The organism is Streptomyces sp. NPDC029139, assembly GCF_055564335.1.
In genome coordinates this window covers 1-25,476 of the sequence record NZ_JBVHWN010000021.1, presented here as the reverse complement: position 1 = coordinate 25,476, position 25,476 = coordinate 1, and the positions used below count along the sequence as shown (strand labels likewise).

The following is a 25,476-nucleotide window of genomic DNA, read 5'->3' as shown; positions in this document are numbered from 1 at the left end:
TCCTCCGCCGTGCCAGGGGGCACGGCGCGAGCAGCCACCCCACCCCTCTGCCCTTGCGTCCTGAGCGAGAACGCGACACTGGGCGCACGAGGGGCGCACAGGAGGGCGCGAAGGCCGGAACCTTTCCCTCACCCCGACCGGTGCACAGGCCGGAGAGGTGGGGTGCCGACCGGAGTGCGCGGGGAATGTCCCGATCCCGCCTCTACGCCGGGTGCGCGGAGTCGGCCCCACCGGTCAGGCCGGTGGCACGGGCCAGCCGGCGGTAGGAGTCGCGCAGCGCGTCGCGGTCGTACGTACTGGTCGTCACCAGGACCTCCTGGGCGCCGCTCTCCTGCACCACCCGCCGCAGAGCCTCGCCGACCTGCTCCTCCGTGCCGTACAGGTGCCCCTCCAGGCCCGAGGCGAAGAACGCGCGCTGCTTCTCCGTCATCGCCAGTGCCTCGATGCGCTCGACGGGCATCAGCGGCGGAAAGACACCCTGGGTACGCGAGTACGCCAGCGACCACGCCTCCGGGATCAGCAGGCGCCGGGCCTCCTCCTCGGTACCGGCCACCGCGACCGTGCCCGAGATGACGACGTACGGCTCCTCGGACCAGGGGGAGGGACGGAAGGCGGACCGGTAGACCTCGATCGCGCGCAGCATCCGCTCGCGCCCCCGCAGATCCCCGACGACCAGCGGAAGACCGGCCTCGGCGGCGACCGAGGCGCCCTCGCCCGTCGCGAGGACGTACGGCGGCACACGCCTGCCCTCCGCCGGGCGGGCGTGCACCTGCGGGTGGGCGGTCTGCGTCCCCGTGAACCAGCCGAGCAGCTCGGTCAGCTGCTCCCCGAACCGCTCGGCGTCGTCCTTGTCCCGGCCGAGCGCACGGCGGATGCCGTCCGTGAAGCCGACCGAGCGGCCCAGCCCCATGTCGATCCGCCCGGGGAACAGCGACTCCAGGACGCCGAACTGCTCGGCCACGACCATCGGCTGGTGGTTGGGCAGCATCACCCCGCCGGTGCCGACCCGGACGGCGGACGTGGCGGCCGCGACGGCGGCGGCCAGCACGGTGGGCGCGGAGCCCGCCACGCCCGGCACGCTGTGGTGCTCCGAGACCCAGAACCGGTGGTACCCGAGGGCCTCCACCTCCCGCGCGAGGTCCACGGTGGCGCGCAGCGCGACGGATTCGTCCTCGCCCTCCCGGGTCCGGGAGCGGTCGAGGACGGAAAGACGGATGCCGTCGGAAGAAAGGGTCACGACGGGTGCAACGCCTGCGCGCGGGCAGGATTCCCGCGCCGTGTTCCCTACGCTGTCCGCGTGACGCGAAACAGCAGGCCCGTGGCCGTCTTCGATCTCGACAACACGCTCGCCGGTACCGCACACCGCCAGCACTTCCTGGAACGGCGTCCGCGCGACTGGGCGGCCTTCTTCGCCGCGGCGCCCCAGGACCCGCCGCTCGCGAAGGGCGTCGCCCTGTGCCGGGAGGCCGCCGAGGAGTGCGAGATCGTCTACCTCACCGGGCGGCCCGAGCGCTGCCGCCGGGACACGGTCGCCTGGCTCGCCGCGCAGGACCTGCCCGGCGGTCCGATCCACATGCGCCGCAACAACGACTTCCGTCCCGCGCGCCACACCAAGCTGGAGATCCTGCGCCGGCTCGGCCGCGACCGCGAGGTCCGGATGCTGGTCGACGACGACGAGCTGGTCTGCGACGCGGCCGAGGAGGCCGGCTTCCCGGTCGTCCGGGCCCGCTGGGCCGTGGCGTCGGAGGCCCTCAAGGCCGCCCAGGAGAAGGAGGGCAGGACCTGACCCGGCTGCCCTCAGGGACGCCCGGAAGAAGGAGACAGGGCCTGACCCGCTCGGGTCACTGGCCCTCCTCCAGGCGGAATCCGACCTTCAGGCCGACCTGGTAGTGCCCGATCGCCCCGTCGACGAGGTGGCCGCGCACCTGCGTCACCTCGAACCAGTCGAGGCCGCGGAGCGTCTGCGAGGCCCGTTCGATGCCGTTACGAATGGCCTGGTCGACGCTCTCCGTGGAGGTGCCGACGATCTCGGTGACGCGGTAGGTGTGGTTCGACATGGGGGCCGAACTCCTCTCCTCGAAGGTTATTCCACCGTGCCCCACCACGCCCCGGTCCGCGACACGTCAGGCGCCGGGTGGTCGGCGGCGCCGGCACCGAGAGCGAGCCGCGAGACGATCCGGTAGCGGTCGCCGCGGTACAGCGAACGGACGTACTCCACCGGCCGCCCGCCGGTGTCCGAGGTGATCCGGTCGAAGAGCAGGGCGGGGGAGAGGACCGGGACGTCCAGGAGGGCGGCCTCCTCCTCGCTCAGGACGGTCGGCTCGATCGACTGGACCGCGTGCGCCGTCCTGATGCCGCACGTCTCCCGCAGATGGGCGTAGAAGCCGGCCTCCATGTCGGCGGGCGTCAGACCGGGCACCAGCGCGGCGGGGACGTGCAGGTGCTCCAGGGCGATCGGAGCCCCGTCGACCTGCCGCAGCCGCGCCACGTACACCAGCTCCGCCGCCGGGGAGACCTTCAGCTTCCGCCCGATCCTCGCGCCGGCCCGTACGGTACGGAACTCCAGCACCGTGCTCGTCCAGCTGCCACGGCTCCGGGGCGCGCCCGCCGCGTGGTCCTCGGCGACGAGTTCCTGGGTGATCTTGGCGGGGGCGACGAACATGCCGCGTCCGTGTTCCCGTACCAGCGCGCCCGTGGCGACGAGTTCGTCGACGGCGGCGCGCAGGGTGGGGCGCGAGACGCCGAGGGTGGCGCACAGCGTGCGCTCGGAGGGGATGGCGTCCCCGGGACGGCGCCCGTCGATCACGGCCAGCAGATGCTCCCGTACCCGCTCCCGCTTGAGCTCCATCGCGTGCCCTCCCCGGCCTGTCGTCCGGCGGTCAGTATGCATCCCCGGCCGTGGAGGAGGTCACGACGCCGTCACGGGTGAAGTCGAGGCGGGAGACGATGCGGTAGCGGTCGCCCCGGTACACGGAGTGGACGTACTCGACCGGCCGGCCCGAGGTGTCGAGGGTGAGGCGTTCGATCAGCAGGGCGGGGGAGAGGACCGGGACGTCCAGGAGGGCTGCCTCGGCCTCGCTCACGACGGTGGGTTCGATCGACTGCGTCGCCTCCCGGACATGGACGCGGTGGTGGTCCCGGAGGTGGTCGTACAGGTCGCCGGACTCCAGCTCCCGCGCGGTGAGCGCGGCGGGGACCAAATCCGCCGGGATGTGCAGGTGCTCGATCGCCATGGGGGAGCCGTCGACCAGACGCAGGCGGGCGATGTAGAGCAGCTCGGCGGCGGGGGAGACGCGGAGCTTGCGGCCGATGCGCGCGCCGGCCCGGAGCCTCGCGGACTCCAGCACCGTGCCGGACCAGCTGCCGGAGGCGCGCGGGACGGTGAAGGCCGCGTGGTCCGGTGCGAGTTGCTGGGTGATCTTGGCGGGGGCGACGAACATGCCGCGTCCGTGTTCCCGTACCAGCGCGCCCGTGGCGACGAGTTCGTCGACGGCGGCGCGCAGGGTGGGGCGCGAGACGCCGAGAGTGGCGCACAGGGTGCGCTCGGAGGGGATCGGCTCGCCGGGGCGGCCGGCCTCGATCAGGCCCAGCAGATGCTCCCGTACGCGCTCCCTCTTCAGCACCCCGCCCGAGGCGTCGTCCTTCATGCCGGCTCCCTACTGGTCAACTGGTAAGCCTCATCCTAGCCAGCCGTCCTCGCCGTGGAGTGAGTGAACAGCGCATATTTTCCAGGGGGTTGACGGCTTCATTGGTCCATGCCACCTTCTGGTCACGCATCTGACCACTTGACCAATTGGTCAACCATCTCTTGAGGTGCCCGTGAACATGCGCTCCCTCGCCGGCCCCGTCGCCCTGATGGCGACGCTGGCCCTCGGCGCCACCGCCTGCGGCACGACCGACGACCCCGCGACCGCCGACCGAGCCGGCGAGGTCACCGTCTGGATCATGAAGGACAGCGTCACCGACGACTTCCTCGGCCGCTTCCGCACCGACTTCGAGGCGACCCACCAGGGCGTCACGCTCGACATCCAGGTCCAGGAGTGGGACGGCATCGGCGAGAAGATCACCGCGGCCCTGGCCAGCAAGGACGCCCCCGACGTCATCGAGGTCGGGAACACCCAGGTCGCCCAGTACGCGGCGAGCGGCGGCGTCCGCGACCTCAGCGCCAAGGTCGCCGAGCTGAACGGGGCCGACTGGCTGCCCGGCCTCGCCGAGCCGGGGAAGGTCGACGGGAAGCAGTACGGCATCCCCTGGTACGCCGCCAACCGTGTCGTCATCTACCACAAGGAGCTCTTCGCCCGGGCCGGCATCACCGCTCCGCCCCGGACGCGCGCCGAGTGGCTCGCGGCCACGGCCAAGCTCAACAAGGGGGGCACGCAAGGCATCTACCTGCCCGGACAGAACTGGTACACCCTCGCGGGCTTCGTCTGGGAGGACGGCGGCGACCTCGCCGTACGGGACGGCAAGGAGTGGAAGGGTGCGCTCGACACCCCGCAGGCCCTCGCCGGCATGGACTTCTACCGGCAGCTCCAGGCCCTCGGCAAGGGCCCCAAGGACTCCGACGAGGCCAAGCCCCCGCAGGCCGATGTCTTCGCCAAGGGTGACGTCGCCCAGATCATCGCCGTGCCCGGCGGCGCGAAGATCGTCGAACAGGCCAATCCGGCACTCAAGGGCAAGCTGGGCTTCTTCCCGGTCCCCGGCAGAACGGCGGACAAGCCCGGTGCGGTCTTCACCGGCGGCTCCGACCTGATCGTCCCCGCCGCCTCCGCCCACCCCGACGCCGCCTACGAGGTCGTCAAGGCGCTCGCCGGCGAGAAGTGGCAGACGGACATGGCCAGGACGATGAGTTACGTCCCCAACCGCACCTCGCTCGCCCACGTGATCCAGGACGACGAGGGCACCGCCGCCATGGCCGCCGGCGCCGCGCAGGGCCGCGCGACGCCCAACTCCCCTCAGTGGGCCGCCGTCGAGGCCACCAACCCGATCAAGCAGTACATGACCGCAGTGCTCACCGGAACCGACCCCGCGCAGGCGGCCCGGGCCGCGTCGGAGAGCATCACCAAGACCCTCGGCTCGTGAGCGGGCCGCGCCGCGGGGCCGCCCTCGGCCCCTACCTCCTCGTCGCCCCCACCGTCCTCGGCGGCGCCCTGCTCCTCGGCTACCCCCTCGTCCGCAACCTGCTCATCTCCTTCCAGCACTACGGACTGGGCGAACTGATAGGGGGAGGCGCGGCGTTCGCCGGGTTCGAGAACTACCGGACGGTCCTGGCCGACCCGGAGTTCTGGGAGGTCGTCCGGCGCACCTTCTGGTGGACCCTCGTCAACGTCGTACTGATCATGGGGATCGGCACGCTGGTCGCGCTGATGATGCGGCGGCTCGGACGGCGGATGCGGATCCTGGTGACGAGCGGGCTCGTCCTCGCCTGGGCCAGCCCGGTCATCGCCACCACCACCGTCTTCCAGTGGCTCTTCGCCTCCCGTCTCGGCATCGTCAACTGGACGCTCGTACGCCTCGGGTTCACGTCCTTCGAGGGGTATTCCTGGCTCGCCGACGGCACGGCCGCCTTCACCGTCCTCGTCCTGCTCGTGGTGTGGCAGTCGGTCCCCTTCGCCGCCATCACCCTGTACGCGGCCCTGCTGACCGTCCCCGAGGAGCTGTACGAGTCGGCCCGCCTGGACGGCGCCGGGGCCTGGCGGATCTTCCGGTCGATCACCCTGCCGCTGCTGCGGCCGATCTTCGGCCTGGTCCTCTGCCTCGAGGTCATCTGGGTCTTCCGCTGCTTCGCCCAGATCTGGGCCGTCACCCGGGGCGGCCCCGGCGAGGCCACGACCACCCTGCCCGTCTACGCGTACCGGGTCGCCCGGTCGCTCCACCGTTACGACCTCGGCGCGGCCGTCTCGACCCTGACGGTGCTCATCCTCGTCGCCGTGCTGATCGCCTACTTCCGCCAGATGCTCCGGCAGGAGGCCGACCGGTGAAACCCCGCTCCCTGCGCCGGCTTCCCCTGCACGCCGCCGCGCTGACGGTCTTCGCCCTCGCCGTCTTCCCCGTCTACTGGATGATCTCCACCGCCTTCAAGCCCACCTCGGACATCCAGGCCGAGACCCCCGTCCTGCTGCCGACCTCCCTCACCCTGGAGCACTTCGCACACGCCGTCGAGGCGGACGGATTCTGGCTCTTCTGGCGCAACAGCCTGATCGTCACCGCCGGCTGCGTCCTGCTCGCGCTCGTCGTGGCGCTCGGCGCCGCCTTCGCCGTCGCCCGGATGCGCTGGCGGGGCCGGCGCGCCTTCGTCCTCATGGTGTTCCTCGCCCAAGTCGCCCCATGGGAAGCGCTGTTGATCCCGCTGTACGTCATCGCCCGGGACGCCGGCCTGCTCGACCGGCTGGTCACCCTGACCCTGATCTACTTCATGATCACCCTGCCGTTCACGATCGTCACCCTGCGCTCCTTCCTCGCCGCCGTCCCCGCCGAGCTCGAGGAGGCCGCCCAGGTCGACGGCTGCACCCGCGCCGAGGCCTTCCGCCGCGTGACCCTCCCGCTGCTCGCCCCGGGGCTGATGGCCACCTCGCTCTTCGGCTTCATCACCGCCTGGAACGAGTTCGCCTTCGCCAACATGCTCATCATCAAGAACCAGGACGACCGCACCCTGCCCGTCTGGCTCTCCTCCTTCTCCAACGTCTTCGGCACCGACTGGGGCGCCACCATGGCCGCGTCCACGCTCTTCGCCCTGCCCGTCCTCGTCCTCTTCCTGGTCCTGCAGGGCCGGGTCGCCGCCGGGATGACCGGCGGAGCCGTGAAGGGATAGCGCGCCGCCATGCCCGTGCCCCAGCTCGTCCCGCACCCCGCCCACCTCACCGTGCTGCCCGGCCGGTTCACCTTCGACGGCACCACCGCGCTCAGGATCGCCCCCGGCGCCGGCGACGCCGCGGAGCTGCTGCGCACCCTCCTCGGGCCGGCCACCGGCCTCCCGCTGCCCGCCCGCCCGGACGGCACCGTCGTCCTCGCCCTCGACACCGCCCTCACCGGCCTCGGCGACGAGGGGTACGGCCTCACCGCCGGCCCCGAGGGCGTCCTGCTGAGGGCAGCCCGCCCCCGCGGTCTGCTCGCCGGAGTGCAGACGCTCCGCCAACTCCTGCCCGTCCAGGCGCTCCGGGACCGGCCGGTCACCGGGGTCGAGTGGTCCCTGCCCTGCGTACAGATCACCGACGTCCCGCGCTTCTCCTGGCGCGGAGCCATGCTCGACGTCGCCCGCCACTTCCGGCCCGTCTCCTTCCTCCGGAGGTACGTCGACCTCCTCGCCCTCCACAAACTCAACGTCCTCCACCTGCACCTCACCGACGACCAGGGCTGGCGCATGCCCGTCGCCGCCCGCCCCCGGCTCACCGAGGTCGGCGGACTCCCGCACGGCGGCGCCTACACCCGTCCCGAACTCGCCGCGCTCGTACGGCACGCGGCCGAGCGGGGCATCACCGTCGTGCCGGAGATCGAGATGCCCGGCCACGCCAGGGCGGCCCTGGCCGCCTATCCGGAACTCGGCAACCGGCCGGACCGCACGCTCGGCGTCTGGGACCGCTGGGGGGTGTGCGACACCGTCCTCGGCGTCCACGACGGCGTCCTCGACTTCTGTCGCGAGGTCCTCGACGAGGTCCTCGACGTCTTTCCCTCACCCCACGTCCACCTCGGCGGGGAGGAGTGCCCGACCGCCGAATGGCACGCCTCGCCCGTCGCCCGCCGACGCGCCGCCGAGCAAGGACTCGCCGGGCCCGACGCCCTGCACGGCTGGTTCATGGAACAGGTCGGGCGCCATCTCCTCGACGCAGGCCGTCGCCCCCTCGGCTGGACCGAGACCGGCGCCGACCTCCCCCCGTACTTCACGGTCATGCCCTGGCGGGACACCGCCCACGGCCGCACCGCCGCCCGCCGCGGCCACCACGTCGTCATGGCCCCCCACCGCTCCACCTACCTCGACTACCCCCAGTCGGCCAGCCCCGACGAGCCGCCCGGCCAGCCGGGCCCCGTCGTCGACCTGCGCACCGTCCACGGCACCGACCCCGCGCCCGCCCACTGGAGCCCGGAGGAGACCGCGCGGGTCCTCGGCACCCAGGCCCAGCTGTGGACCGAGTACGTCCCCACCGCGGCGCACGCCGAGTACCTGGCCTTCCCGCGGCTCTGCGCCCTGGCCGAGACCGCCTGGAGCGGGCGCCGGGACTGGCCGGGCTTCCGGGCACGGCTGCGCCACCACCGGACCCGGCTCGACACCCTCGGGGTGCCGCGCCGTCTTTCCCCCACCTCCGTCGAAGGAGAGGAAACCCCATGAGCATCCGACCGACGAGTACGGCGACGACGCGTACGCCACCGACCGGTTCCCGAACGACCGGCGCCGCCCCGCGGATCCGTGCCGCACTCGCCGTCGCCGCCGTGACCGGCCTCGGCGCCACCGCGCTGACCGCCCTCCCGGCCGCCGCCGCGGGCGAGGCGGTCACCGTCCAGTACCGGCAGAGCGCCACCGGGAGCGACCAGGTCGAGCCCTGGCTCAAGGTGGTCAACACCGGTGCGTCGAGCGTGCCCTTGAGTCAGGTGAAGGTGCGGTACTACTTCAAGGCCGAGGCGGGAGCCTCGTACAGCTACGCCTGCTCCTGGGCCGTCAAGGGCTGCGCGAACCTCACCGGCACCTTCGGCACCCTGACCCACCCGACCGCCACCGCCGACCGCTATCTGGAGGTCGGTTTCACGGCCGGCGCGGGGAGCCTCGCCCCCGGCGCCGACACGGGCGACATGCAGCTGCGCTTCCACCGCTCCAACTGGCAGCCGCTGAACCAGAACGACGACTACTCCTTCGGGCCGTCCCGGACCACGTACGCGAACTGGAGCAAGGTCACCGCCACCGTCGGCGGCGTCCAGGTCTGGGGCACGGCCCCGGCGGGCAACGAGCCGACGCCGACGCCGACCCCGACCGATCCGACGACGCCGCCGCCTTCCGGAGCCGCGCTCTTCGACGACTTCGACTACACCGGGCACACCGACCCGGCGATCGGCGCCCACGGCTGGAGCGTGCGCTCCAACTCCGGCGGACCGGGCGTGCCCGGCGCCGGCTGGGCGCCCGAGAACGTCACCTTCGCCAAGGAGGGCGCCAACTCGATCATGAACCTGAGGACCTCGACCGCCGGCACCGCGGAGTCCACCCGGCAGACCGAGATCCTCACCCGGGCCACGAAGTTCAGGAACGGCACGTACGCGGCCCGGGTCCGCTTCTCCGACGCTCCGCTCTCCGGCCCGGACGGCGACCGCATCGTCCAGACGTTCTTCACCATCAACGACCTCAAGGCGCCGATGGCGGACGACTACGCCGAGTACGACTTCGAGTACCTGCCCAACGGCGGCTGGGGCGAGCCCGCCAACATCCTCTACACCACCTCGTGGGAGACCTACCGGCCCGATCCCTGGGAGGCCGTCAACCAGCACTCCGAGGTCCGGGCGAGCTACGCGGGCTGGCACGACCTCGTCCTGACCATCGACGACAGCACCATCGTCTACTACGTCGACGGCCAGGAGTTCGGCCGGCATGACGCCCGCTACCTCCCCGAGCGCCCGATGTCCATCAACTTCAACCAGTGGCTGATCGACCTCGCCGGCCAGACCTCCACGGCCGCGCGCGCCTACGACCAGAAGGTCGACTACGTCCTGCACGTGAAGGACCAGGTGCTGACCCCGGCCCAGGTGGCCGCCAAGGTCGCCTCGTACCGCACCGCGGGCACGGCCTTCGAGGACTCCGTACCGGCCGTCCCGTAACACCGGCCCCGCGCTCCACCAGGGGTGACGGGCGGGCGTGCGCCGCACGCCCGCCCGGAACCGGACCGTCCAGGACTTGACCGCCCGGTTGGTCCAGACCAGAATCCAGGCCACATACCCGCGCGAACACGCCGTTCGGTCCCCCCACGACGGGTCAGCTCCCCATGCCGCACTCCATGTCATGGAACGCAGAAGGTGACCTCCGTGAAGAACCGCCATCTCGTCAGTCCCCTGGCCGTCGCGACCGCCCTCGCGCTCGCCGGCTGCGGGCTCCTTCCCGGCGCCTCCGACGAGCACCGCACGGTCAATGTCTGGCTGATGCGCGACAGCGTCAGCGAGGACTTCCTCCAGCGCTTCACCGCGGCGTACGAGGCCGAGCACGAGGGCATCGAGCTGAAGTTCACGTTCCAGGAGTGGACGGGCATCGGCAAGAAGGTCACGGAGGCGATCGGGGGCACGGGCGGACCCGACGTCATCGAGGTCGGCAACACCCAGGTCGCCCAGTACGCCGACACCGACAAGCTCTACGACCTCACCCTGGAGTCCGTGCGCGATCTCGGCAGCGAGGACTGGCTGCCGGGCCTCGCCGAGCCCGGCCGGATCAACGGCTCCCAGTACGGCATCCCCTGGTACGCCGCCAACCGCGTCGTGATCTACCACAAGGACCTCTTCGCGCGGGCCGGCGTCACCGAGCCGCCCACGACGCGGGCCCAGTGGCTCGACGCCACCGAGAAGCTCGACCGCGACGGCACCCAGGGCATCTATCTCGCGGGACAGGACTGGTACACCCTCGCGGGCTTCATCTGGGACGAGGGCGGCGAGCTCGCCGAGGACAAGGGCGGCGACTGGACCGGCGCCCTGCACAGCCCCGCCGCGCTGCGCGGCATGGAGTTCTACAAGGAGCTGCAGTCGCTCGGCTCCGGTCCCAAGAACGCCGACGAGCAGACCCCGCCCCAGGCCGAGGTCTTCGCCAAGGGTGACGTCGCCCAGATCATCGCCACCCCCAGCGCCGTCGCCGCCATCACCAAGGCCAACCCCGGAATCAAGGACAGACTCGGCTTCTTCCCGATACCCGGCAAGAAGGCCGGGCAGCCGTGCGCCGTCTTCACCGGCGGCTCCGATCTGATCATCCCGGAGAACGCCCCCGAGCGGTCGGCGGCCATCGACGTCGTCAAGGCCCTGGCCGGAGAGAAGTGGCAGGCCGAGCTCGCCCGCGCCATGAACTACGTCCCCAACAAGAGCTCCCTCGCCTCCGTCGTCGAGGGCCAGGAGGCCACCGCCGTCATGGCCGTCGGCGCGGCCCGGGGCAAGGCCACACCCAACTCCCCGCAGTGGGCGGACGTCGAGGCGTCGAACCCGATCAAGCCGTACATGACCGCGGTCCTGCGGGGAGACGATCCGAAGGAGGCCGCGAAGGCGGCCTCGGACCAGATCACGCAGGCCCTCGCCGAATAGCATTTCAGCGACCGCACACCCGCGGGCCCCCGCACGGTCACGTCGAATCCAGCCGGCAACGGAAGAAGTAAGGAGCCGGACCACCGCCCCACGGTCCGGCCCTCACCGTCCCCCTTCCGTACGCCGGAGGAGCCCGACATGCCCGCACCGTCGTCCGCAGCCCCCGCTGTCCCCGTCCCCGCCGGTCTCCCGGCCCCCGGTGGTGCGCCTGCCACGGCCGCCCCGTTCGCCGGAGTTCCCGCCCAGCCGCAACCGCAGAGGCGAACGCAGCCTCGCTCCACCGACCGGCCCGCGGACCGCCCGACCGACCGCCCCGCGGGCGAGGAGTCCCGCTACGTCGTCGGTCTCGCCCGCACCCAGGAGGACGTACGCGCCGCGCAGCGCCTGCGGCACCAGGTCTTCGCCGGCGAGATGGGTGCCCGCCTCGACGGGCCCGAACCCGGGCTCGACATCGACGCCTTCGACGCGTACTGCGACCACCTGCTGGTACGCGAGGAGGCCACCGGCGAGGTCGTCGGCACGTACCGCCTCCTGCCGCCCGACCGCGCCCGGATCGCCGGACGCCTCTACTCGGAGGGCGAGTTCGACCTCGGCCGGCTCGCCCCCGTCCGCGACGACCTCGTCGAGGTCGGCCGCTCCTGCGTCCACCCCGCCCACCGCAACGGCGCGGTCATCGCCCTGATCTGGGCCGGACTCGCCCGCTACATGACCCGCACCGGCCACACCTGGCTCGCGGGCTGCTGCTCCATCCCCCTCGCCGACGGGGGCACGCTCGCCGCCGCCACCTGGGACACCGTCAAGGCCAAGCACCTCGCCCCCGAGGAGTACTGGGTCACCCCGCACAAGCTCTGGACGCCCGACGGAGTCGCCCGCCCCGAGGGCCGGGTCGAGCTCCCGCCGCTGCTGCGCGGCTATCTGCGGCTCGGCGCGTGGGTCTGCGGCGCGCCCGCCCACGACGTCGACTTCGGCGTGGCCGACCTCTACGTCCTGCTGTCGCTGCGCAACACCAACCCCCGCTACCTGCGCCACTTCCTCTCCCTCGCCCCCGCGCAGTGACCGGCGCCGGCTCCCCCTCGCCCTGGCTGCCGACCTCGCCGTGCGCCCCTGATCCCTGTGCACGGCACACGGGCGGGGCCGCCGGACCCGTACGGGCGGCGGCCCGGCTGGCCACGGGTGTCGCCGCCGTCCTCGCCGGGGTGCTGCTCGCGCCCCTGGCGGCGCTGCTGCCCTCCGCCGGCCGGCGGGCGCTGGTGCGCGCGTGGTGCCGACTGGTGCTCCGCGCCTTCGGCGTCCGGCTGAAGATCACCGGAGCCCCCGTCCCCGCCGACGGACCCCTGCTCGTCGTCGCCAACCACATCTCCTGGCTGGACATCCCCCTGGTCGCCGCCGTCCTGCCCGGCACGATGCTCGCCAAGCGGGAGATCCGGGCCTGGCCGCTGCTCGGGCCCGTCGCGGCACGCGGCGGCACCCTCTTCATCGACCGCGACCGGCTGCGGGCCCTGCCCGCCACCGTCCGCGCGATGACGCGGGCGCTGGCGGGCGGCAGGCGCGTGATCGTCTTCCCCGAGGGGTCGACCTGGTGCGGGCGGGGCGCGGGCGCCTTCCGGCCGGCCGCCTTCCAGGCCGCCCTCGACGCCTCCGTACCCGTGCAGCCGGTACGACTGGAGTACCGGCCGACCGGCCCCGCCGCCTTCGTCGGAGACGATCCGCTCGCCGCCTCGCTCTGGCGGATCGCGGCGGCTCGCGAACTCACCGCGGAGATCCGGATACTGGATCCGATATCCAACGTCCAGTATCCGAACCGCCGCGCCCTGGCCCGGGCCGCTCAGCGCGCCGTCGCCAGCGACAGCGCGAACCGCCCCTCCTCGTCCGTCCACCAGCGCGTCAGCTCCAGACCGGCCGTCGCCAGCTCCGCCCGCACCCCCGCCTGACGGAACTTCGCCGACACCTCCGTCCGTACCTCCTCGCCGGCCTCGAAGGGCACCGCCAGATCCAGCTCCGGGATTTTCACCGTGAGCGCGTGGCGCGCCCGCAGCCGCATCTCGATCCACTGCCGCTCGTGGTCCCACAGCGCGACATGGTCGAAGTCGTCCGGCTGCACGTCCGCCCCCAGCTCGCGCGCGATCACGGCCAGCACGTTCTTGTTGAACGCCGCCGTCACCCCGGCGGCGTCGTCATAGGCGGCCACCAGCGTCGCCTCGTCCTTCACCAGGTCCGTGCCGAGCAGCAGCGCATCGCCCGGCGTCAGCATCGCCCGCACGGAGCGCAGGAACACCCCGCGCTCCTCGGGCAGCAGATTGCCGATCGTGCCTCCCAGGAAGGCCACCAGCCGCGGACCCGGCGTACCCGGCAGAGCGAGCCCCCGGGTGAAGTCGGCCACCAAGGCGTGCAGATGGAGTGCGGGCCGCTCGGCCAGCAACGCCTCGGCCGCGCCGGTCAGCGCGGACTCGCTCACGTCCACCGGGACGTAGCTCTCCAGACCGGGCAGGAGCGCGTCGATCAGGAACCGGGTCTTCTCGGAGGACCCGGAACCCAGCTCCACCAGGGTCCGCGCCCCCGTCGCCGCCGCGATGTCAGGGGCCCGGGCGATCAGGATCTCCCGCTCGGCGCGGGTCGGGTAGTACTCGGGAAGCCGGGTGATCTCCTCGAACAGCTCACTGCCGCGCGCGTCGTAGAACCACTTCGGCGGCAGCTCCTTCGGCATCCGGGTCAGGCCGTGCAGGACGTCGGCGCGCAGCTCGGCTTCGGTGGCGTCCTCGGGCAGGGTGCGGGTCAACTGGAACGGGCTCACGCGGAGGGCTCCTTGAGCGAGGTGAGGGTGACATCGGTGCGGGTGGCGGTCAGCAGGGTGCGGTCCGGCACCTCGCGCCAGAGCGGATCGTCGTCGTACGGCTCCGAGGCCACGACCGTGCGGTCGGGGCGGCTCAGACACCACAGGGAGTTCCCCCAGGTGGTCGCGGTGATCTCCGAACCGTCCGTGAGCAGCAGGTTCAGCCGGGAGTCCGGGTCCGCCGCGGCGACCTCCCGTACGGTGTCGGCGAGCGCCTGCCCCGGCCCGTCACCGGCCCGCAGCCGGTGCAGGACGAGGCCCCACACCAGCGCCGAGTCCGTGCGGGCTTCCAGCGCGAGCAGCTCCCCGGCCGTCAGGGACGCCGCCGGGCCGGTCAGCGAGTCGGGCCAGCCCGGGACCGCCCCGTTGTGGCTGAACAGCCACCGCCCCGCCGTGAACGGGGCCGCCGCGGCCTCCCCGTCCGCGCCCGGCAGGGTGGCCCCCCGGACCGCCGCGAGCAACGCCCCCGTCCGCACCACGCGCCCCAGGTCGGCCAAGGAGAGGTCCCCCCAGACGGGCGCGGCCCGGCGGTAGCGGGCCGGCACCGGATCTCCCTCGGCGTACCAGCCGACGCCGAAGCCGTCAGCGTTCACGATGCCACTGCTCTGGGTGCGCGGCTGCCATGCCTGCCGCTCCAGGGAGTGCGGCGGCCGCAGCACGAGCTCCCCGATCGGCACGGGATCACCGACGAAGGCCAGATGGCGGCACATCAGCCCAGCTCCGCGTCGCGTGCGGTCCGGAACCCGGAGAAGATCTGCCGGCGCACCGGCAGGTCCCAGTTACGGAAGGTCCCCCGGCAGGCCACCGCGTCCACCGCGAAGGACCCACCGCGCAGCACCTTGTGCGCCGGGCCGAAGAAGACCTCCGAGTACTCCTTGTACGGGAAGGCCGTGAACCCCGGATACGGCAGGAAGTCGCTGGAGGTCCACTCCCACACGTCGCCGATCAACTGCCGTACGCCGAGCGGCGAGGCGCCCTCCGGATAGCTTCCGGCCGGGGCGGGCCGCAGGTGACGCTGACCCAGGTTGGCGTGGCGGGACGCGGGGTCGGCGTCGCCCCAGGGGTAGCGGCGCGAACGCCCGCTCGCCGGGTCGTGCCGGGCCGCCTTCTCCCACTCGGCCTCGGTGGGGAGCCTGCGCCCCGCCCAGCGGGCATAGGCGTCGGCCTCGTACCAGCTGACGTGCACCACCGGCTCGTCCTCGGGCACCGGTTCCGTCACGCCGAACCGGCGGCGCAGCCACTGACCGCCCGAGCGGCGCCAGAACAGCGGGGCGCCGATGTCGTGCCGCCGGATCTGCGCCCAGCCCTCCGCCCGCCACCAGCGCTCGTCCGTGTAGCCGCCGTCCGCGACGAACGCCATGTAGGCGCCGTTGGTGACCGGCACGGTGTCGATGAAGAACGCCGGGACCACCCGCGTGTGGGCAGGACGCTCGTTGTCCAGCGCCCACGGCTCGTCGGACGTTCCCATGGTGAACGAACCGCCCGGGACCAGGACCTCGGCCGGAAGGGGTCCCGTGTCCGTCGCGGGGGGCGGGGGAGCGGTCAGCGCCTGAGGACCCTTGCGCAGCTGATGGGTGATCAGCATCGTCTCGTCGTGCTGTTGTTCGTGCTGGGCGATCATCCCGAAGGCGAACGCCGCCTCGACCAGTGGCCGGCCCTCCAGCGGGGTGGCCGCCAGGACGTCCAGGACCCGGCCGCGCACGTCGGAGGCGTACGCCCGGGCCTCGGCCGGAGGCAGCAGGGGCAGGGTGGGGCGACTGGCGCGGGGGTGCTCGAAGGCGTCGTAGATCGAGTCGATCTCCGGGCGCAGGGCGTCACGCCCCGCGACGGTCCGCCACAGCCACTGCTCCTCCTGGTTGCCGATGTGCGCCAGGTCCCACACGAGCGGGGACATCAACGGCGAGTGCTGCGCGTTGAGTTCGTCGTCCTCCACGCAGGAGGTGAGCAGCGCGGTGCGCTCCCGCGCGGTCGTGAGCGCGTCGAGGGCCCGCCGCCGCAGGGCCGAGGGATCCGTCGTCACGGTCATGACGAGACCTCCTGGAGTCGGTCGGCGGGACAGCTGCCGGGGAGTACGTACTGTTCGTGGAAGGCGGCCACCGCCCGCCGGACGGCGGGGCTCGCCCCGATCCGGGGCAGCGCCTCCAGGGCGGCCGGGAACGCCACCAGGGCGGCGGCGTGCAGATCGGGATCGGTCAGGCCGTCGCGGGCCGCGGCCAGCCAGAGCGGATTGCGCGGCGGCGCCTGCGAACCGGCCCGCTCGGCCAGCGGCTTGACCGCGCGGTAGACCGTCTCCGCGGCCTCCGGGTCCTCGAACAGCGCCGCCGTCACGGCCACCGGCACGATCCAGCCGTCCGGACCGGGCTGGGCGTCGATCATCCGCAGTTCCAGATGTCCGCGCGGCCGTACGGGCGGGAAGAGCGTCGTCAGGTGGTACCGCAGGTCGTCCTCGCCGGGCGGGCGCGGACGGCCGGTACGCAGCCACTCCCGGAACGTCAGCCCCTCCGGCACCTCCCAGGGCCCGTCCTCCCCGCGGACGCACATCACGGGGGTGTCCAGCACGTGTGCCGCCCAGGCCGCCCGGGGTTCGCCGTCCGGCGCCGGAGCGAGCGCCCGCGCCGGGTCGAGATCGGTCCACAGGGCCTGGCGCGTCGATCGCCAGCCGGTCCTGCGCCCGCCGTGGACGGGGGAGTTGGCGAAGGCGGCCACCAGGACCGCGCCCAGCAGATGGGCCAGCTGCCAGCGGCGGTGATAGCCGAGCGGACCGGGCTCCTCGTGACCGGCGTCCAGACAGATCTGCACCGAGGCCGAGTCGCACATCATGGCCCGGCCGGCGGGTCCCGTACGGTCCAGGGCCGCCTCCATCGCGTCGTACCGGGGCTCGCGCAGCAGCCGCTCCCGCGGCGCGTTCCAGGGATCCACCCCGTATCCGCCGAGGGAGAGTCCGAGGGGGGCGAGCGCCTCGCGCACCGCCCGGAGATCGGCCGAGAGAGTGTCGAGGCACTCCATGAGCGAGCCGGCGGGCGGCGAGCTGAGCTCCAGCTGTCCGCCGGGTTCGAGGGTCAGGGGCGAGGCCAGCGGCAGCGACCGTACGGTGTCGACGGCCGAGGTCAGCCGCTGCGGCAGGACGGGAAGCCGCGGGTCACGCAGATCGTGGACGAGCCATTCCACCTCCACCCCGAGCACACGGGGCGGGCCCGTCTTGAAGCAGATACATCGCAGCAGGTCCTCGGCCTCGTTCTCGGTGAGGGCGGGACCGCCCCGCGGTATGCCGCTCGACGACATGTCGTTCCTCCTGTCGGAAGGCGCTGATTCCACCTAAAGCCACCGCCGACGGGCGTGCAAGGGCGCCCCACCGGCCGCACGGTGAATATCCCGTTGCTCCGGCGGAGTCGATTCGATCAGGATTGCGGGCATGAGCGCACGACTGCGGGGGATCGCGAAGCAGACCGAGGACATCGTCGCGGAGGGCCGTTACCGGGCCCCCGACGGCCGGACGGTCTCGATCGAGGCGGAACTGCGCGCGGCGCTGGCCGGAACCAGGCTCTACGGCCCCGAACCCCTCGCCGTCGCCCCCGACAGCGACCGCACCACCGTCCTGACGGTGACCGACGAGAGCAGCCTCGTCGCCGCCCGTCGCTTGACCGGAGCGGACGCGGCCCCGGTGGCCGTCCTGAACTTCGCCTCCGCCCGCAACCCGGGCGGCGGCTACCTGAACGGCGCCCAGGCCCAGGAAGAGGCCGTCTGCCGGGCCTCGGCCCTCTACACCACGCTGCTGCGCGCCTCCGCGTACTACGAGCATCACCGGGCCGAGAGGAACGCCTTCTACACGGACCGGGTGATCCTCTCTCCCGGCGTCCCGGTCTTCCGCGACGACCGCGGCGGTCTCCTGAACGAGCCGTTCACGGTCGGCTTCCTCACCTCTCCGGCGCCGAACGCGGGAGTCGTCCGACGGCAGAACCCCGAACTCGTCCACCGCGTCAAGGCCGTGCTCGCCTCCCGCGCCGAGCGGGTCCTGGAGACGGCCGTGACCGGCGGCTACCGCCGGCTCGTCCTCGGCGCGTGGGGCTGCGGCGTCTTCCAGAACGACCCGGCCCAGGTCGCCGGCGCCTTCCGGGCCCTGCTGACGGACGGCGGCCGGTTCGCCGGACACTTCGAGGAGATCGTCTTCGCGATCCTGGACCGCACCAGGGACCGGACGACGCTCGGCGCCTTCCAGCGGGTCCTCGCGGGCGCCTGACATGCGGTGGTCGTACCCGCGTGCGAGCCTGAAATGGCCCCAGCGTCCGAGTTCCGGTACAGGAGGCAGATCGTGGGCAAGAAACAGACCCGGGTGAACCGCGGTGCCCGTACGGGCGGCCACGAGCACAGGACCGAGGCGACGGCGAAGGAACAGACATCGGTCGTACGTGAGACCCAGCGGCCGATCATCGAACAGGTCTCGCACAAGAAGGAGCCGAAGTTCGGTCACAACTGACTTCCGACCCTCCGCGCGCCCGTCGACGCGGCCACCACGACGCGCCCACCGAGGCAGCCTCCACGGGCCCGTCGACGCGGCCCGGACGCCATGACCGGGCGTCGCGGTCGGCCGTGCGACTCACGTCACGACCGTACGACCGCGGGTCACGACCGTACGACCGTACGACGCACGACATGACCGGGGCCCGACGCCGCTACGGCGCCGGGCCCGGCCCGTGGGACTACCCCTGGTCGTCGCCGACCGCGATCACCTCCGCGCGGGGAGCGGGCGGCGCCGCGCCGTCCACCGAGGGCGCCACCCCCGGCTGGGCGCCCGGATTCATGGTCGCGAGCAGCTGACGGGCCAGCCCGAGACCCGTACCGCCCATGGTCAACGCCTTGGCGAACACCTCCGCCATGCCGTCGGCGCCGTTCAGCAGGACCATCTGATCCACGTTGCCGAACGCGGACGCGCCCGCCTCGACGATCTCCGGCCACTTCTCGGCCAGCTGCTGCGCGACCACGGCCTCCTGGTTCTCGGCGAGCGCCGCAGCCCTGGCCTTGATCGCCTCGGCCTCGGCGAGCCCCTTGGCGCGGGTCGCCTCGGCCACCGCCAGGCCCTTGGCGTGCTGGGCCGCCGCCTCCGCCTCACCGGTCAACCGGGTCGCCGTCGCCCTGGCGGCACTGGCCAGCTCGGTCTCCTTGGCCTCCGCCTGCGCCGCCGAGATCCGGGCGTCCCGGTCGGCCTCGGCCCGCGTCCGGGTCTCGTACGCCATCGCGTCCGCGGGCTTGCGGACCTCCGCCTGGAGCTGTTGCTCCTTACGGTGCGCCTCCAGCTCGGCGACCCGCGTCTCCTGGACGACGACCTCCTGACGCGCCCCGGCCTCGGCGAGCGGCCCGGCCTGCCGCGCCTTCGCGGACGCCTGGTCCCGCTCCGCCTGGTAGCCGGCCTGCAGGATCTCGCTGTCGCGGGTGGCCTCCGACATCCGGGCCGCGGCCTGCTGCTCGGCCTCCGTCGCCCGCCGGTTGGCCTCGGCCTGCGCGATCCGGGCGTCACGCTGGACGGCCGCCGCGTGCGGCGCGGCCAGGTTCTTGATGTACCCGGTCGGGTCCTCGATCTCGTGGATCTGCAGCGAGTCGACGATCAGGCCGAGCTTCTCCATCTCCGTGCCACAGGCCGAACGGGCCTGTCCGGTCAGCTTCTCCCGGTCACGGATCATGTCCTCGACCGTCAACCCGCCGACGATGGCGCGCAGATGCCCGGCGAAGACGATGTGCACCCGCTCCGACATCAGCTTCTGCTGATCGAGGAAGCGGCGGGCGGCGTTGGCGATCGACACGAAGTCGTCACCCACCTTGAAGATCACCACACCGCGGACCTTGAGCGGAATGCCCTGGTGGGTGACGCACTCCACCTGCAGCTGGGTCTCGTTGAGGTCGAGCGACAGCTTCCGTACGGCCTGGACGCCCGGCAGCACGAGGGTGCCGCGGCCGGTGACGATCCGGAAGCCCATCCCCTCTCCGAGCCCCTCCATCTTGTGGTTGGAGCCGGAGATGATGAGCGCTTCGTTGGGTTCCGCGACGCGCCACATCAGTTTGAACAGTGCGATGAGAACAAGGACGGCGGCGACCACGCCGCCCGCCAGGATGCCGATGCCCATGGGCAGCTCCCCCTTCACCGGAGCCGTGCGGATCCGGTGAAGGGAGTGTGCGCCCCTCACGGCGGGCACTCAATGGATCGGTCAACCGTCGTACGCGGCTGTGACATAGACGGTGCGTGGAGGGAGATGTTCCACGACAGTCACCACCGTTCCGGGCGCGAACCGCTCCGCGGGATGGGCCGGATGGGCGAGGAAGTGCTCGGCGCCGCCCCGGATCCGGACGATCACCTCACCGACGAGACCCGGTCCGACGGTGCCGGTGACCCGGCCGAGCAGACCCACCATCGAGACGTCGTCCATGAACAGAAGGTACGTCAGATCCAGCCCTCCAGGGCGGTCATGAACCCGTCGAAGTCGTCCCGGTGGATCGTATGGCCCGCGCCGACGACCGTACGGAGTTCAAAACCACGCTCCTTGAGCATCCGGGCGTTCTCGGAGGAGACCAGGGAGCTCGGGTCGGCCAGCGTGATCAGCGAGGGGACGAGCGGCCGCACGGGCCACATGTCCTGTCCGACGACCCCCAGCAGACCGTGCGCTGTCCGCTCGTCCCACAGCCGCAGCGTCTCGTACTCGATGTCCAGATCCTCCTCGGACCAGCGGGGGTTGAGGATCCGGATGTGCGCGCGGGTGAGCGACTTGCCCTGGGTGAACAGCTCCGGACGGTAGCCCTCGTCCCCTGACGGCAGATGCCAGGCGGGATCGGAGTAGACCGCGCGGCGCGGCGCGAGCCGCTCCACGGCGGCCGCCAGACTCAGCCCGCCGAGGGAGTGGCCCATCGCCAACTCGGCGCTCCGCGGCAGGGTTTCGACCAGGTCGTCCGCGTAGTGCGAGGGCGTGTAGCCCTCGGGGCCCTCGGCGCGCCCGCTCCCGCCGTGGCCGCGCAGATCCACGGCGATCACCCGGTAACCACGCTCGGCCAGGGCCGGCCCGACCCGCCGCCAGGTGCGGTGGTCGGCCATGATGCCGTGGATCAGCAGCGCGATCCGGTCACCGGATCCCCATGTCGTGGTGTTCAGTCGCACGTCGATGCCTCTCGGTGTGGTCCTCAGCGCACGGTACGGATGGGGCGCACGGCGAGCGCCCCGAGGACCGACAGTACGGCGGCGACGAGGAAGAGGAGTGTGTAACCGCCACTCACCGACACGACGAGCGAGGCGACGAACGGCGCGACGATCTGGGGTCCCGCGTTGGCGACGTTGAGCACACCCATGTCACGGGCCGCGTCCTCGGCCTTCGGCAGCACCATGGTGACCAGCGCCGTGTCCACGGCCATGTAGCAGCCGAATCCCAGGCCGTTGACGACGGAGAAGGCGAGCATCGCGGTCCAGCTCGTCGAGACCGCCGGGATGACGAGGGCGACGGCGGCGAGCGCGGCCGAGGCACCGACGAAGAGCTTGCGGCGGTCGTAGCGGTCGGAGAGCCAGCCGCCCAGCACGGTGGAGACGACCATGGCGACCGCGTTGAGCGGCATCAGGAGCGCCACGGCCTCCTCGGCCGCGAGCCCGGCCGGCAGATCGGTGTGGTCCTTGAGGATGTACAGCTGGAAGCCGGAGACCGCGAAGTAGCCGAGGACCAGCAGCGCACGGCCGATGAACGCCCAGCGGAAGTCGTGGTCCTTGAGCGCGCTGCCGAAGGCGGCGATCTGCTGCTTCACCGGCAGGGACGCCTTCGCGGGCATGCGCTCCTCACGGGCGCAGGTGGTGAACAGGACGGCGGCGGCCGCGACGATCACGCCGAAGACCAGGTAGCCGGTGCGGTAGTCCTCGGAGAAGGCCGCGCCGAGCAGCGCGCCGATGGTGGAGCCGATGGGCAGCCCGAGCCCCACGGCCGCCGAGGCCTTGCCGCGCGAGGCCACGGGCACCCGGTCGGGCACGACGGAGGTGATGGCGGCCTGATAGATGTTCATGACGGCCTGGCCCAGGCACCACGCGATCATCACCAGCAGGATCGTGTGCACACTGCCGAGCAGGAACATCACCGGTATCGCGAGCAGTCCGCCCGCCAGGATCCAGGGGTTGCGCCGCCCGGTGCGGTCCGAGAGCGCGCCGGCCACCGGGTTGAAGACGGTGGCGAAGATGGCGGAGACGCCGGAGATCAGCCCGAAGTTGGCCACCTTGTTCGCGGGGTCGATGTCCTCGATCTGGAGCGCCAGGAGCATGCCGGGCACGCCGACGTAGAGCGCGTACATCGCCGTGTTGCCGGTGAGCAGCAGGGGCAGCAGACCACGGGTCGGCCGGGGAGCCGAGGGGGTGGGGGTGCCGGTACCCGTGGGGGAGGAGGAAAGGGCCATGGTGCCCTCCTGGGAGATCGCCCGAGGGGGCGAGAGCGGTAGAAGAGGGTGTGTTGACACGTGTCAGTGACACGCGTCAGCATTGTGTAGCACTCGAATCAGGCCATCCGCCAGACCTTGGCCCGGATCGGTCTGGAAAGATGCCGGAGCGATGAGGAAGCCAACCGAACAGCCCGCCGAACGTGCCGTGCCCACCAGCGCCGACGTCGCGCGCCTCGCCGGCGTGTCCCGAGCCACCGTCTCGTACGTCCTGAACAACACGGCCGCCGTGCGGATCAGTGAGCCGACCCGCCGACGCGTGCGCGAGGCGGCCGAGGAGCTGGGCTACGTCCCTCACGCCGCCGCCCGCAGTCTGCGTGCCGGCCACAGCCGGATGGTCCTGCTCCCGACCGCGCAGGTGCCGATCGGCCCGCTCTACAGCCAGTTCTTCAACGAACTCCAGTGGGCCCTGCGCCGCCTCGACTACACCGTCGTGCAGTACGGAAGTCTCGGCCTGGACGCGGACGAGGCCGCCCGTGCCTGGGCGGAACTTCGCCCGGTCGCGGTGGTCTCCTTCGGCGAGGTGGAGCTGACTCCGGACGGCGTGGAGATCCTCAAGCGCTCGGGTGCGAAGGCCGTGATCACCGTGGGCCCGCAGCGGGTCGCGGGAACGCACTCCCTCGTCATGGACCAGGGGAGAGTCGGCCGTGTCGCCGCCGAACACCTCGTCGAGCGGGGGCGGCGCAGGATCGGCGTGATCGTGCCGGAGGAGCCGGGCCTGGACATGTTCTCCGGCCCGCGGCTGGACGGGGTGCGCCAGGCGGTGGCGGGGACGGACGCCACGGTCGTACCCCTGCCCCTGCGGTACGAGGAGGAGTCGGCGAACGAGCTCGCCGGGCGGTGGCGCGAACTCGGGCTCGACGCGGTCTTCGCCTACAACGACGAGTACGCCATGCTGCTGATGCGCGCCCTGCAGGACGCGGGGATCTCCGTCCCGGAGGAGACGGCGGTCGTCGGCTCGGACGATCTGATGCTCGGGCGGCTGCTGCGGCCCCGGCTGACCACGGTCCGGATCGACATGGTGATCGGCAGGCACCTCGCGGAGCTCGTCGACAGCGCGGTGCGCGACCCGGAGGGCACGCCGGAGGCGCGGGACCTGATGGCCTCGCACGTCGTGCCGCGCGAGTCCAGCTGAGCGGCGCGCGGCGCCGCGGCGGACTAGCGTCGAGGCATGAGCACAGTTCCGAAGCGTTTCGAGATCCTTCTCGTCCCCGAGCACGTGGAGGACAGGGGTGACGCGTCCGTGGAGGACAGCGCGGTCCGCTCGGCGGTCGTCGAAGCCACCGGCCGCCAGGGCGCCTCGGGGTACCCGCGTTACGAAGGCCACGGCCTGACCGCGGACATCGACCCCGAGACCCGCACGGTCGAGGCGCTGCTGGTCGACGGCCGCGAGCTGGACTACGGCCTGACGGCGCTGGTCCGGCACCCCCCGCGGTCATGACCCACCCCGTCCGAAGGCATCGGTTCATCCACCACGTATCCGTCTCCCGGGACCGTTGACAGAAGGCGCCCCCCGGCGGAGACTCGGCGCGCACGGCAACGAAGGAACGTTCACCAGGCGAACGCCGCACCGAAGGTCACGTGGGAGAGAACCGATGAGCATCCGCGACGTCTACATCGTCGACGCCGTCCGTACGCCGATCGGCAAGTTCGGGGGCGCCCTCTCCTCGGTGCGCCCCGACGACCTCGCCGCGCATGTCGTCAAGGCCCTCGTGGACCGTACGCCCGCCCTCGACCCCGCCCGGATCGACGACGTCTACTTCGGCGACGCCAACGGCGCCGGGGAGGACAACCGTGACGTGGCCCGCATGGCCGTGCTGCTCGCCGGGCTCCCCACCTCCGTTCCGGGCGTGACCGTCAACCGCCTCTGCGGCTCCGGTCTGGAGGCGGTGATCCAGGCCGCCCGCGCCGTCGCGCTCGGCGACGCCTCGGTGGCCGTCGCGGGGGGCGTGGAGTCGATGTCCCGCGCGCCCTGGGTCCTGCAGAAGCCGGAGCGCGCCTTCCCGGCCGGCCACCAGCAGCTGCACTCCACGACGCTGGGCTGGCGCATGACGAACCCGCGGATGCCCGCCGAGTGGACGGTCGCGCTCGGCGAGGGAGCCGAACTCGTCGCGGACAAGCACGGCATCACCCGCGAGCAGCAGGACGCCTTCGCCCTGGCCAGCCACCAGAAGGCCGCCGAGGCGTGGGGCAAGGGCCTCTACGACGGCGAGGTCGTGCCGTACGAGGGCGTGGACCTCGCCCGCGACGAGTGCATCCGCGACACCACCTCGCTGGAGGCCCTCGCCAAGCTCAAGCCCTCCTTCCGGCGCGAGGGCGGCACGGTCACCGCCGGCAACGCCTCGCCGCTCAACGACGGCGCCGCGGCTCTGCTCCTGGTCGACGAGGAGGGGCTGCGGGAGACCGGCCGCGAGCCCCTCGCGCGGATCCGTGCCTCCGCCGTCAGCGGGATCGAGCCGCAGCTCTTCGGCCTCGGGCCGGTCGAGGCGGTCCGGCGCGCGCTGGAGAAGTCGGGCCGCTCCTTCGCCGATCTGACGACCTTCGAGCTGAACGAGGCCTTCGCCGCCCAGTCGCTCGGATGCCTCGCCGAGTGGCCGGAACTCGACCCCGAGATCGTCAATCCGCGCGGCGGCGCCATCGCCATCGGTCACCCGCTGGGCGCCTCCGGCGCACGGCTCGCCGGTTCGGTGGCCCACCAGCTGGCCGCGGCGGGCTCGGGAACGGGGCTCGCCGCGCTGTGCATCGGCGTCGGTCAGGGTCTGGCCCTCGTCCTGGAGCGCTGAGCGGAGCGGCGCCGGTCCGGGGCCGGCCCCCGGACCGGACTGCCGGGGACGTACGGAGGGGGGGGGGGGGGGTTTCCCCCCCCCCCCCCCCCCTCCCCCCCCCCCCCCCCCCCTCTCCTCCCTCCTTTGCTTCCTCACCTCCTCCCCCCCTCGCGTTCTGGATTCGCCACC

26 protein-coding genes are annotated in these 25,476 nt (G+C 72.4%); 14 read left to right on the top strand and 12 right to left on the bottom strand.

Annotated features, from left to right (window positions below; all coding sequences use genetic code 11):
- Nucleotides 1-202: 202 nt before the first annotated feature.
- Complete coding sequence (locus ACZ4VW_RS30835) at nt 203-1,237, bottom strand: MsnO8 family LLM class oxidoreductase (RefSeq protein WP_467968134.1); 1,035 nt, start codon at nt 1,235-1,237, stop codon at nt 203-205.
- A gap of 60 nt (nt 1,238-1,297) precedes the next feature.
- On the opposite strand from ACZ4VW_RS30835, the gene ACZ4VW_RS30830 reads away from it, so the two are divergent.
- Entirely contained in the window at nt 1,298-1,786 is a 489-nt protein-coding gene (locus ACZ4VW_RS30830) for a phosphatase domain-containing protein (RefSeq protein ID WP_467968132.1), read from the top strand.
- 55 nt (nt 1,787-1,841) lie between these two features.
- Here the strand turns inward: ACZ4VW_RS30830 and ACZ4VW_RS30825 are convergent, their stop codons facing one another.
- The 3 genes from ACZ4VW_RS30825 to ACZ4VW_RS30815 are packed head-to-tail and all read right to left on the bottom strand — an operon-like array spanning nt 1,842 to nt 3,647.
- Nucleotides 1,842-2,057, bottom strand: coding sequence for a dodecin (locus ACZ4VW_RS30825; protein WP_467968130.1), 216 nt, complete (start codon nt 2,055-2,057; stop codon nt 1,842-1,844).
- A 26-nt stretch (nt 2,058-2,083) separates the two neighbouring features.
- Nucleotides 2,084-2,848, bottom strand: coding sequence for a GntR family transcriptional regulator (locus ACZ4VW_RS30820; protein WP_467968128.1), 765 nt, complete (start codon nt 2,846-2,848; stop codon nt 2,084-2,086).
- Nucleotides 2,849-2,879: 31 nt separating this feature from the next.
- Nucleotides 2,880-3,647, bottom strand: a complete 768-nt coding sequence (locus ACZ4VW_RS30815) for a GntR family transcriptional regulator (protein ID WP_467968126.1) — start codon at nt 3,645-3,647, stop codon at nt 2,880-2,882.
- 172 nt (nt 3,648-3,819) lie between these two features.
- Between ACZ4VW_RS30815 and ACZ4VW_RS30810 the strand changes: the two genes are divergently transcribed.
- From ACZ4VW_RS30810 to ACZ4VW_RS30775, 8 genes are all read left to right on the top strand, one after another.
- Nucleotides 3,820-5,079 carry an extracellular solute-binding protein gene (locus ACZ4VW_RS30810; RefSeq protein WP_467968124.1) on the top strand — a complete coding sequence of 420 codons (1,260 nt, stop codon included), beginning with the start codon at nt 3,820-3,822 and terminating at the stop codon, nt 5,077-5,079.
- Nucleotides 5,076-5,978 carry a carbohydrate ABC transporter permease gene (locus ACZ4VW_RS30805; protein WP_467968122.1) on the top strand — a complete coding sequence of 301 codons (903 nt, stop codon included), beginning with the start codon at nt 5,076-5,078 and terminating at the stop codon, nt 5,976-5,978. The genes ACZ4VW_RS30810 and ACZ4VW_RS30805 overlap by 4 nt, the downstream gene beginning before the upstream one ends.
- Nucleotides 5,975-6,808: a carbohydrate ABC transporter permease gene (locus ACZ4VW_RS30800; protein WP_467968120.1), complete on the top strand. Its 834-nt coding sequence runs from the start codon at nt 5,975-5,977 to the stop codon at nt 6,806-6,808. The genes ACZ4VW_RS30805 and ACZ4VW_RS30800 overlap by 4 nt, the downstream gene beginning before the upstream one ends.
- Before the next feature lie 9 nt (nt 6,809-6,817).
- Complete coding sequence (locus tag ACZ4VW_RS30795) at nt 6,818-8,320, top strand: beta-N-acetylhexosaminidase (protein ID WP_467968118.1); 1,503 nt, start codon at nt 6,818-6,820, stop codon at nt 8,318-8,320.
- Nucleotides 8,317-9,792 (top strand): cellulose binding domain-containing protein, encoded by a 1,476-nt coding sequence (locus tag ACZ4VW_RS30790; RefSeq protein ID WP_467968116.1) that lies wholly within the window; start codon nt 8,317-8,319, stop codon nt 9,790-9,792. Before ACZ4VW_RS30795 ends, ACZ4VW_RS30790 begins: the two co-directional genes overlap by 4 nt.
- Nucleotides 9,793-9,996: 204 nt before the next feature.
- Nucleotides 9,997-11,247 carry an extracellular solute-binding protein gene (locus tag ACZ4VW_RS30785; protein ID WP_467968114.1) on the top strand — a complete coding sequence of 417 codons (1,251 nt, stop codon included), beginning with the start codon at nt 9,997-9,999 and terminating at the stop codon, nt 11,245-11,247.
- A 138-nt stretch (nt 11,248-11,385) separates the two neighbouring features.
- Complete coding sequence (locus ACZ4VW_RS30780; protein WP_467968112.1) at nt 11,386-12,303, top strand: GNAT family N-acetyltransferase; 918 nt, start codon at nt 11,386-11,388, stop codon at nt 12,301-12,303.
- Entirely contained in the window at nt 12,300-13,178 is an 879-nt protein-coding gene (locus ACZ4VW_RS30775) for a lysophospholipid acyltransferase family protein (RefSeq protein WP_467968110.1), read from the top strand. The genes ACZ4VW_RS30780 and ACZ4VW_RS30775 overlap by 4 nt, the downstream gene beginning before the upstream one ends.
- On the opposite strand, the gene egtD is transcribed toward ACZ4VW_RS30775, so the two are convergent.
- Genes egtD through egtA form a run of 4 tightly spaced genes read right to left on the bottom strand, consistent with a single transcriptional unit; the run spans nt 13,073 to nt 17,359 of the window.
- Nucleotides 13,073-14,038, bottom strand: coding sequence for an L-histidine N(alpha)-methyltransferase (egtD, locus tag ACZ4VW_RS30770; RefSeq protein ID WP_467968108.1), 966 nt, complete (start codon nt 14,036-14,038; stop codon nt 13,073-13,075). The two genes, ACZ4VW_RS30775 and egtD, sit on opposite strands and share 106 nt — an antisense overlap.
- Nucleotides 14,035-14,787, bottom strand: a complete 753-nt coding sequence (egtC, locus tag ACZ4VW_RS30765; RefSeq protein ID WP_467968106.1) for an ergothioneine biosynthesis protein EgtC — start codon at nt 14,785-14,787, stop codon at nt 14,035-14,037. Before egtC ends, egtD begins: the two co-directional genes overlap by 4 nt.
- Nucleotides 14,787-16,103: an ergothioneine biosynthesis protein EgtB gene (gene egtB / locus ACZ4VW_RS30760; RefSeq protein WP_467968105.1), complete on the bottom strand. Its 1,317-nt coding sequence runs from the start codon at nt 16,101-16,103 to the stop codon at nt 14,787-14,789. The genes egtC and egtB overlap by 1 nt, the downstream gene beginning before the upstream one ends.
- A complete protein-coding gene (gene egtA, locus ACZ4VW_RS30755) occupies nt 16,100-17,359 on the bottom strand; it encodes an ergothioneine biosynthesis glutamate--cysteine ligase EgtA (RefSeq protein ID WP_467968103.1) in 1,260 nt (419 codons plus the stop codon). The genes egtB and egtA overlap by 4 nt, the downstream gene beginning before the upstream one ends.
- 130 nt (nt 17,360-17,489) lie before the next feature.
- Here egtA and ACZ4VW_RS30750 point away from each other — a divergent pair, with 130 nt between their 5' ends.
- Together ACZ4VW_RS30750 and ACZ4VW_RS30745 are read left to right on the top strand one after the other, a co-directional pair.
- Nucleotides 17,490-18,314, top strand: coding sequence for a TIGR02452 family protein (locus ACZ4VW_RS30750; RefSeq protein WP_467968101.1), 825 nt, complete (start codon nt 17,490-17,492; stop codon nt 18,312-18,314).
- 72 nt (nt 18,315-18,386) lie between these two features.
- Nucleotides 18,387-18,551 carry a hypothetical protein gene (locus tag ACZ4VW_RS30745; RefSeq protein ID WP_467968099.1) on the top strand — a complete coding sequence of 55 codons (165 nt, stop codon included), beginning with the start codon at nt 18,387-18,389 and terminating at the stop codon, nt 18,549-18,551.
- A 223-nt stretch (nt 18,552-18,774) separates the two neighbouring features.
- Here ACZ4VW_RS30745 and ACZ4VW_RS30740 read toward each other — a convergent pair whose 3' ends face one another.
- The 4 genes from ACZ4VW_RS30740 to ACZ4VW_RS30725 form a co-directional block, all read right to left on the bottom strand.
- Nucleotides 18,775-20,193 carry a flotillin family protein gene (locus ACZ4VW_RS30740; RefSeq protein ID WP_467968097.1) on the bottom strand — a complete coding sequence of 473 codons (1,419 nt, stop codon included), beginning with the start codon at nt 20,191-20,193 and terminating at the stop codon, nt 18,775-18,777.
- A gap of 81 nt (nt 20,194-20,274) precedes the next feature.
- Nucleotides 20,275-20,493: a hypothetical protein gene (locus ACZ4VW_RS30735; protein WP_467968095.1), complete on the bottom strand. Its 219-nt coding sequence runs from the start codon at nt 20,491-20,493 to the stop codon at nt 20,275-20,277.
- A gap of 14 nt (nt 20,494-20,507) precedes the next feature.
- Nucleotides 20,508-21,215: an alpha/beta fold hydrolase gene (locus ACZ4VW_RS30730; protein ID WP_467968093.1), complete on the bottom strand. Its 708-nt coding sequence runs from the start codon at nt 21,213-21,215 to the stop codon at nt 20,508-20,510.
- Nucleotides 21,216-21,238: 23 nt separating this feature from the next.
- The gene (locus tag ACZ4VW_RS30725; protein ID WP_467968091.1) at nt 21,239-22,483 is read right to left on the bottom strand and encodes an MFS transporter; all 1,245 of its coding nucleotides are present in this window, start codon (nt 22,481-22,483) and stop codon (nt 21,239-21,241) included.
- A gap of 151 nt (nt 22,484-22,634) precedes the next feature.
- Between ACZ4VW_RS30725 and ACZ4VW_RS30720 the strand changes: the two genes are divergently transcribed.
- The 3 genes from ACZ4VW_RS30720 to ACZ4VW_RS30710 all read left to right on the top strand — a co-directional run bounded on the left by ACZ4VW_RS30720 (nt 22,635) and on the right by ACZ4VW_RS30710 (nt 25,305).
- The gene (locus tag ACZ4VW_RS30720; protein ID WP_467968090.1) at nt 22,635-23,657 is read left to right on the top strand and encodes a LacI family DNA-binding transcriptional regulator; all 1,023 of its coding nucleotides are present in this window, start codon (nt 22,635-22,637) and stop codon (nt 23,655-23,657) included.
- A 36-nt stretch (nt 23,658-23,693) separates the two neighbouring features.
- Nucleotides 23,694-23,963, top strand: coding sequence for a hypothetical protein (locus tag ACZ4VW_RS30715; RefSeq protein WP_467968088.1), 270 nt, complete (start codon nt 23,694-23,696; stop codon nt 23,961-23,963).
- Between the two features lie 154 nt (nt 23,964-24,117).
- The gene (locus ACZ4VW_RS30710; protein WP_467968086.1) at nt 24,118-25,305 is read left to right on the top strand and encodes a thiolase family protein; all 1,188 of its coding nucleotides are present in this window, start codon (nt 24,118-24,120) and stop codon (nt 25,303-25,305) included.
- Nucleotides 25,306-25,476: the final 171 nt, after the last annotated feature.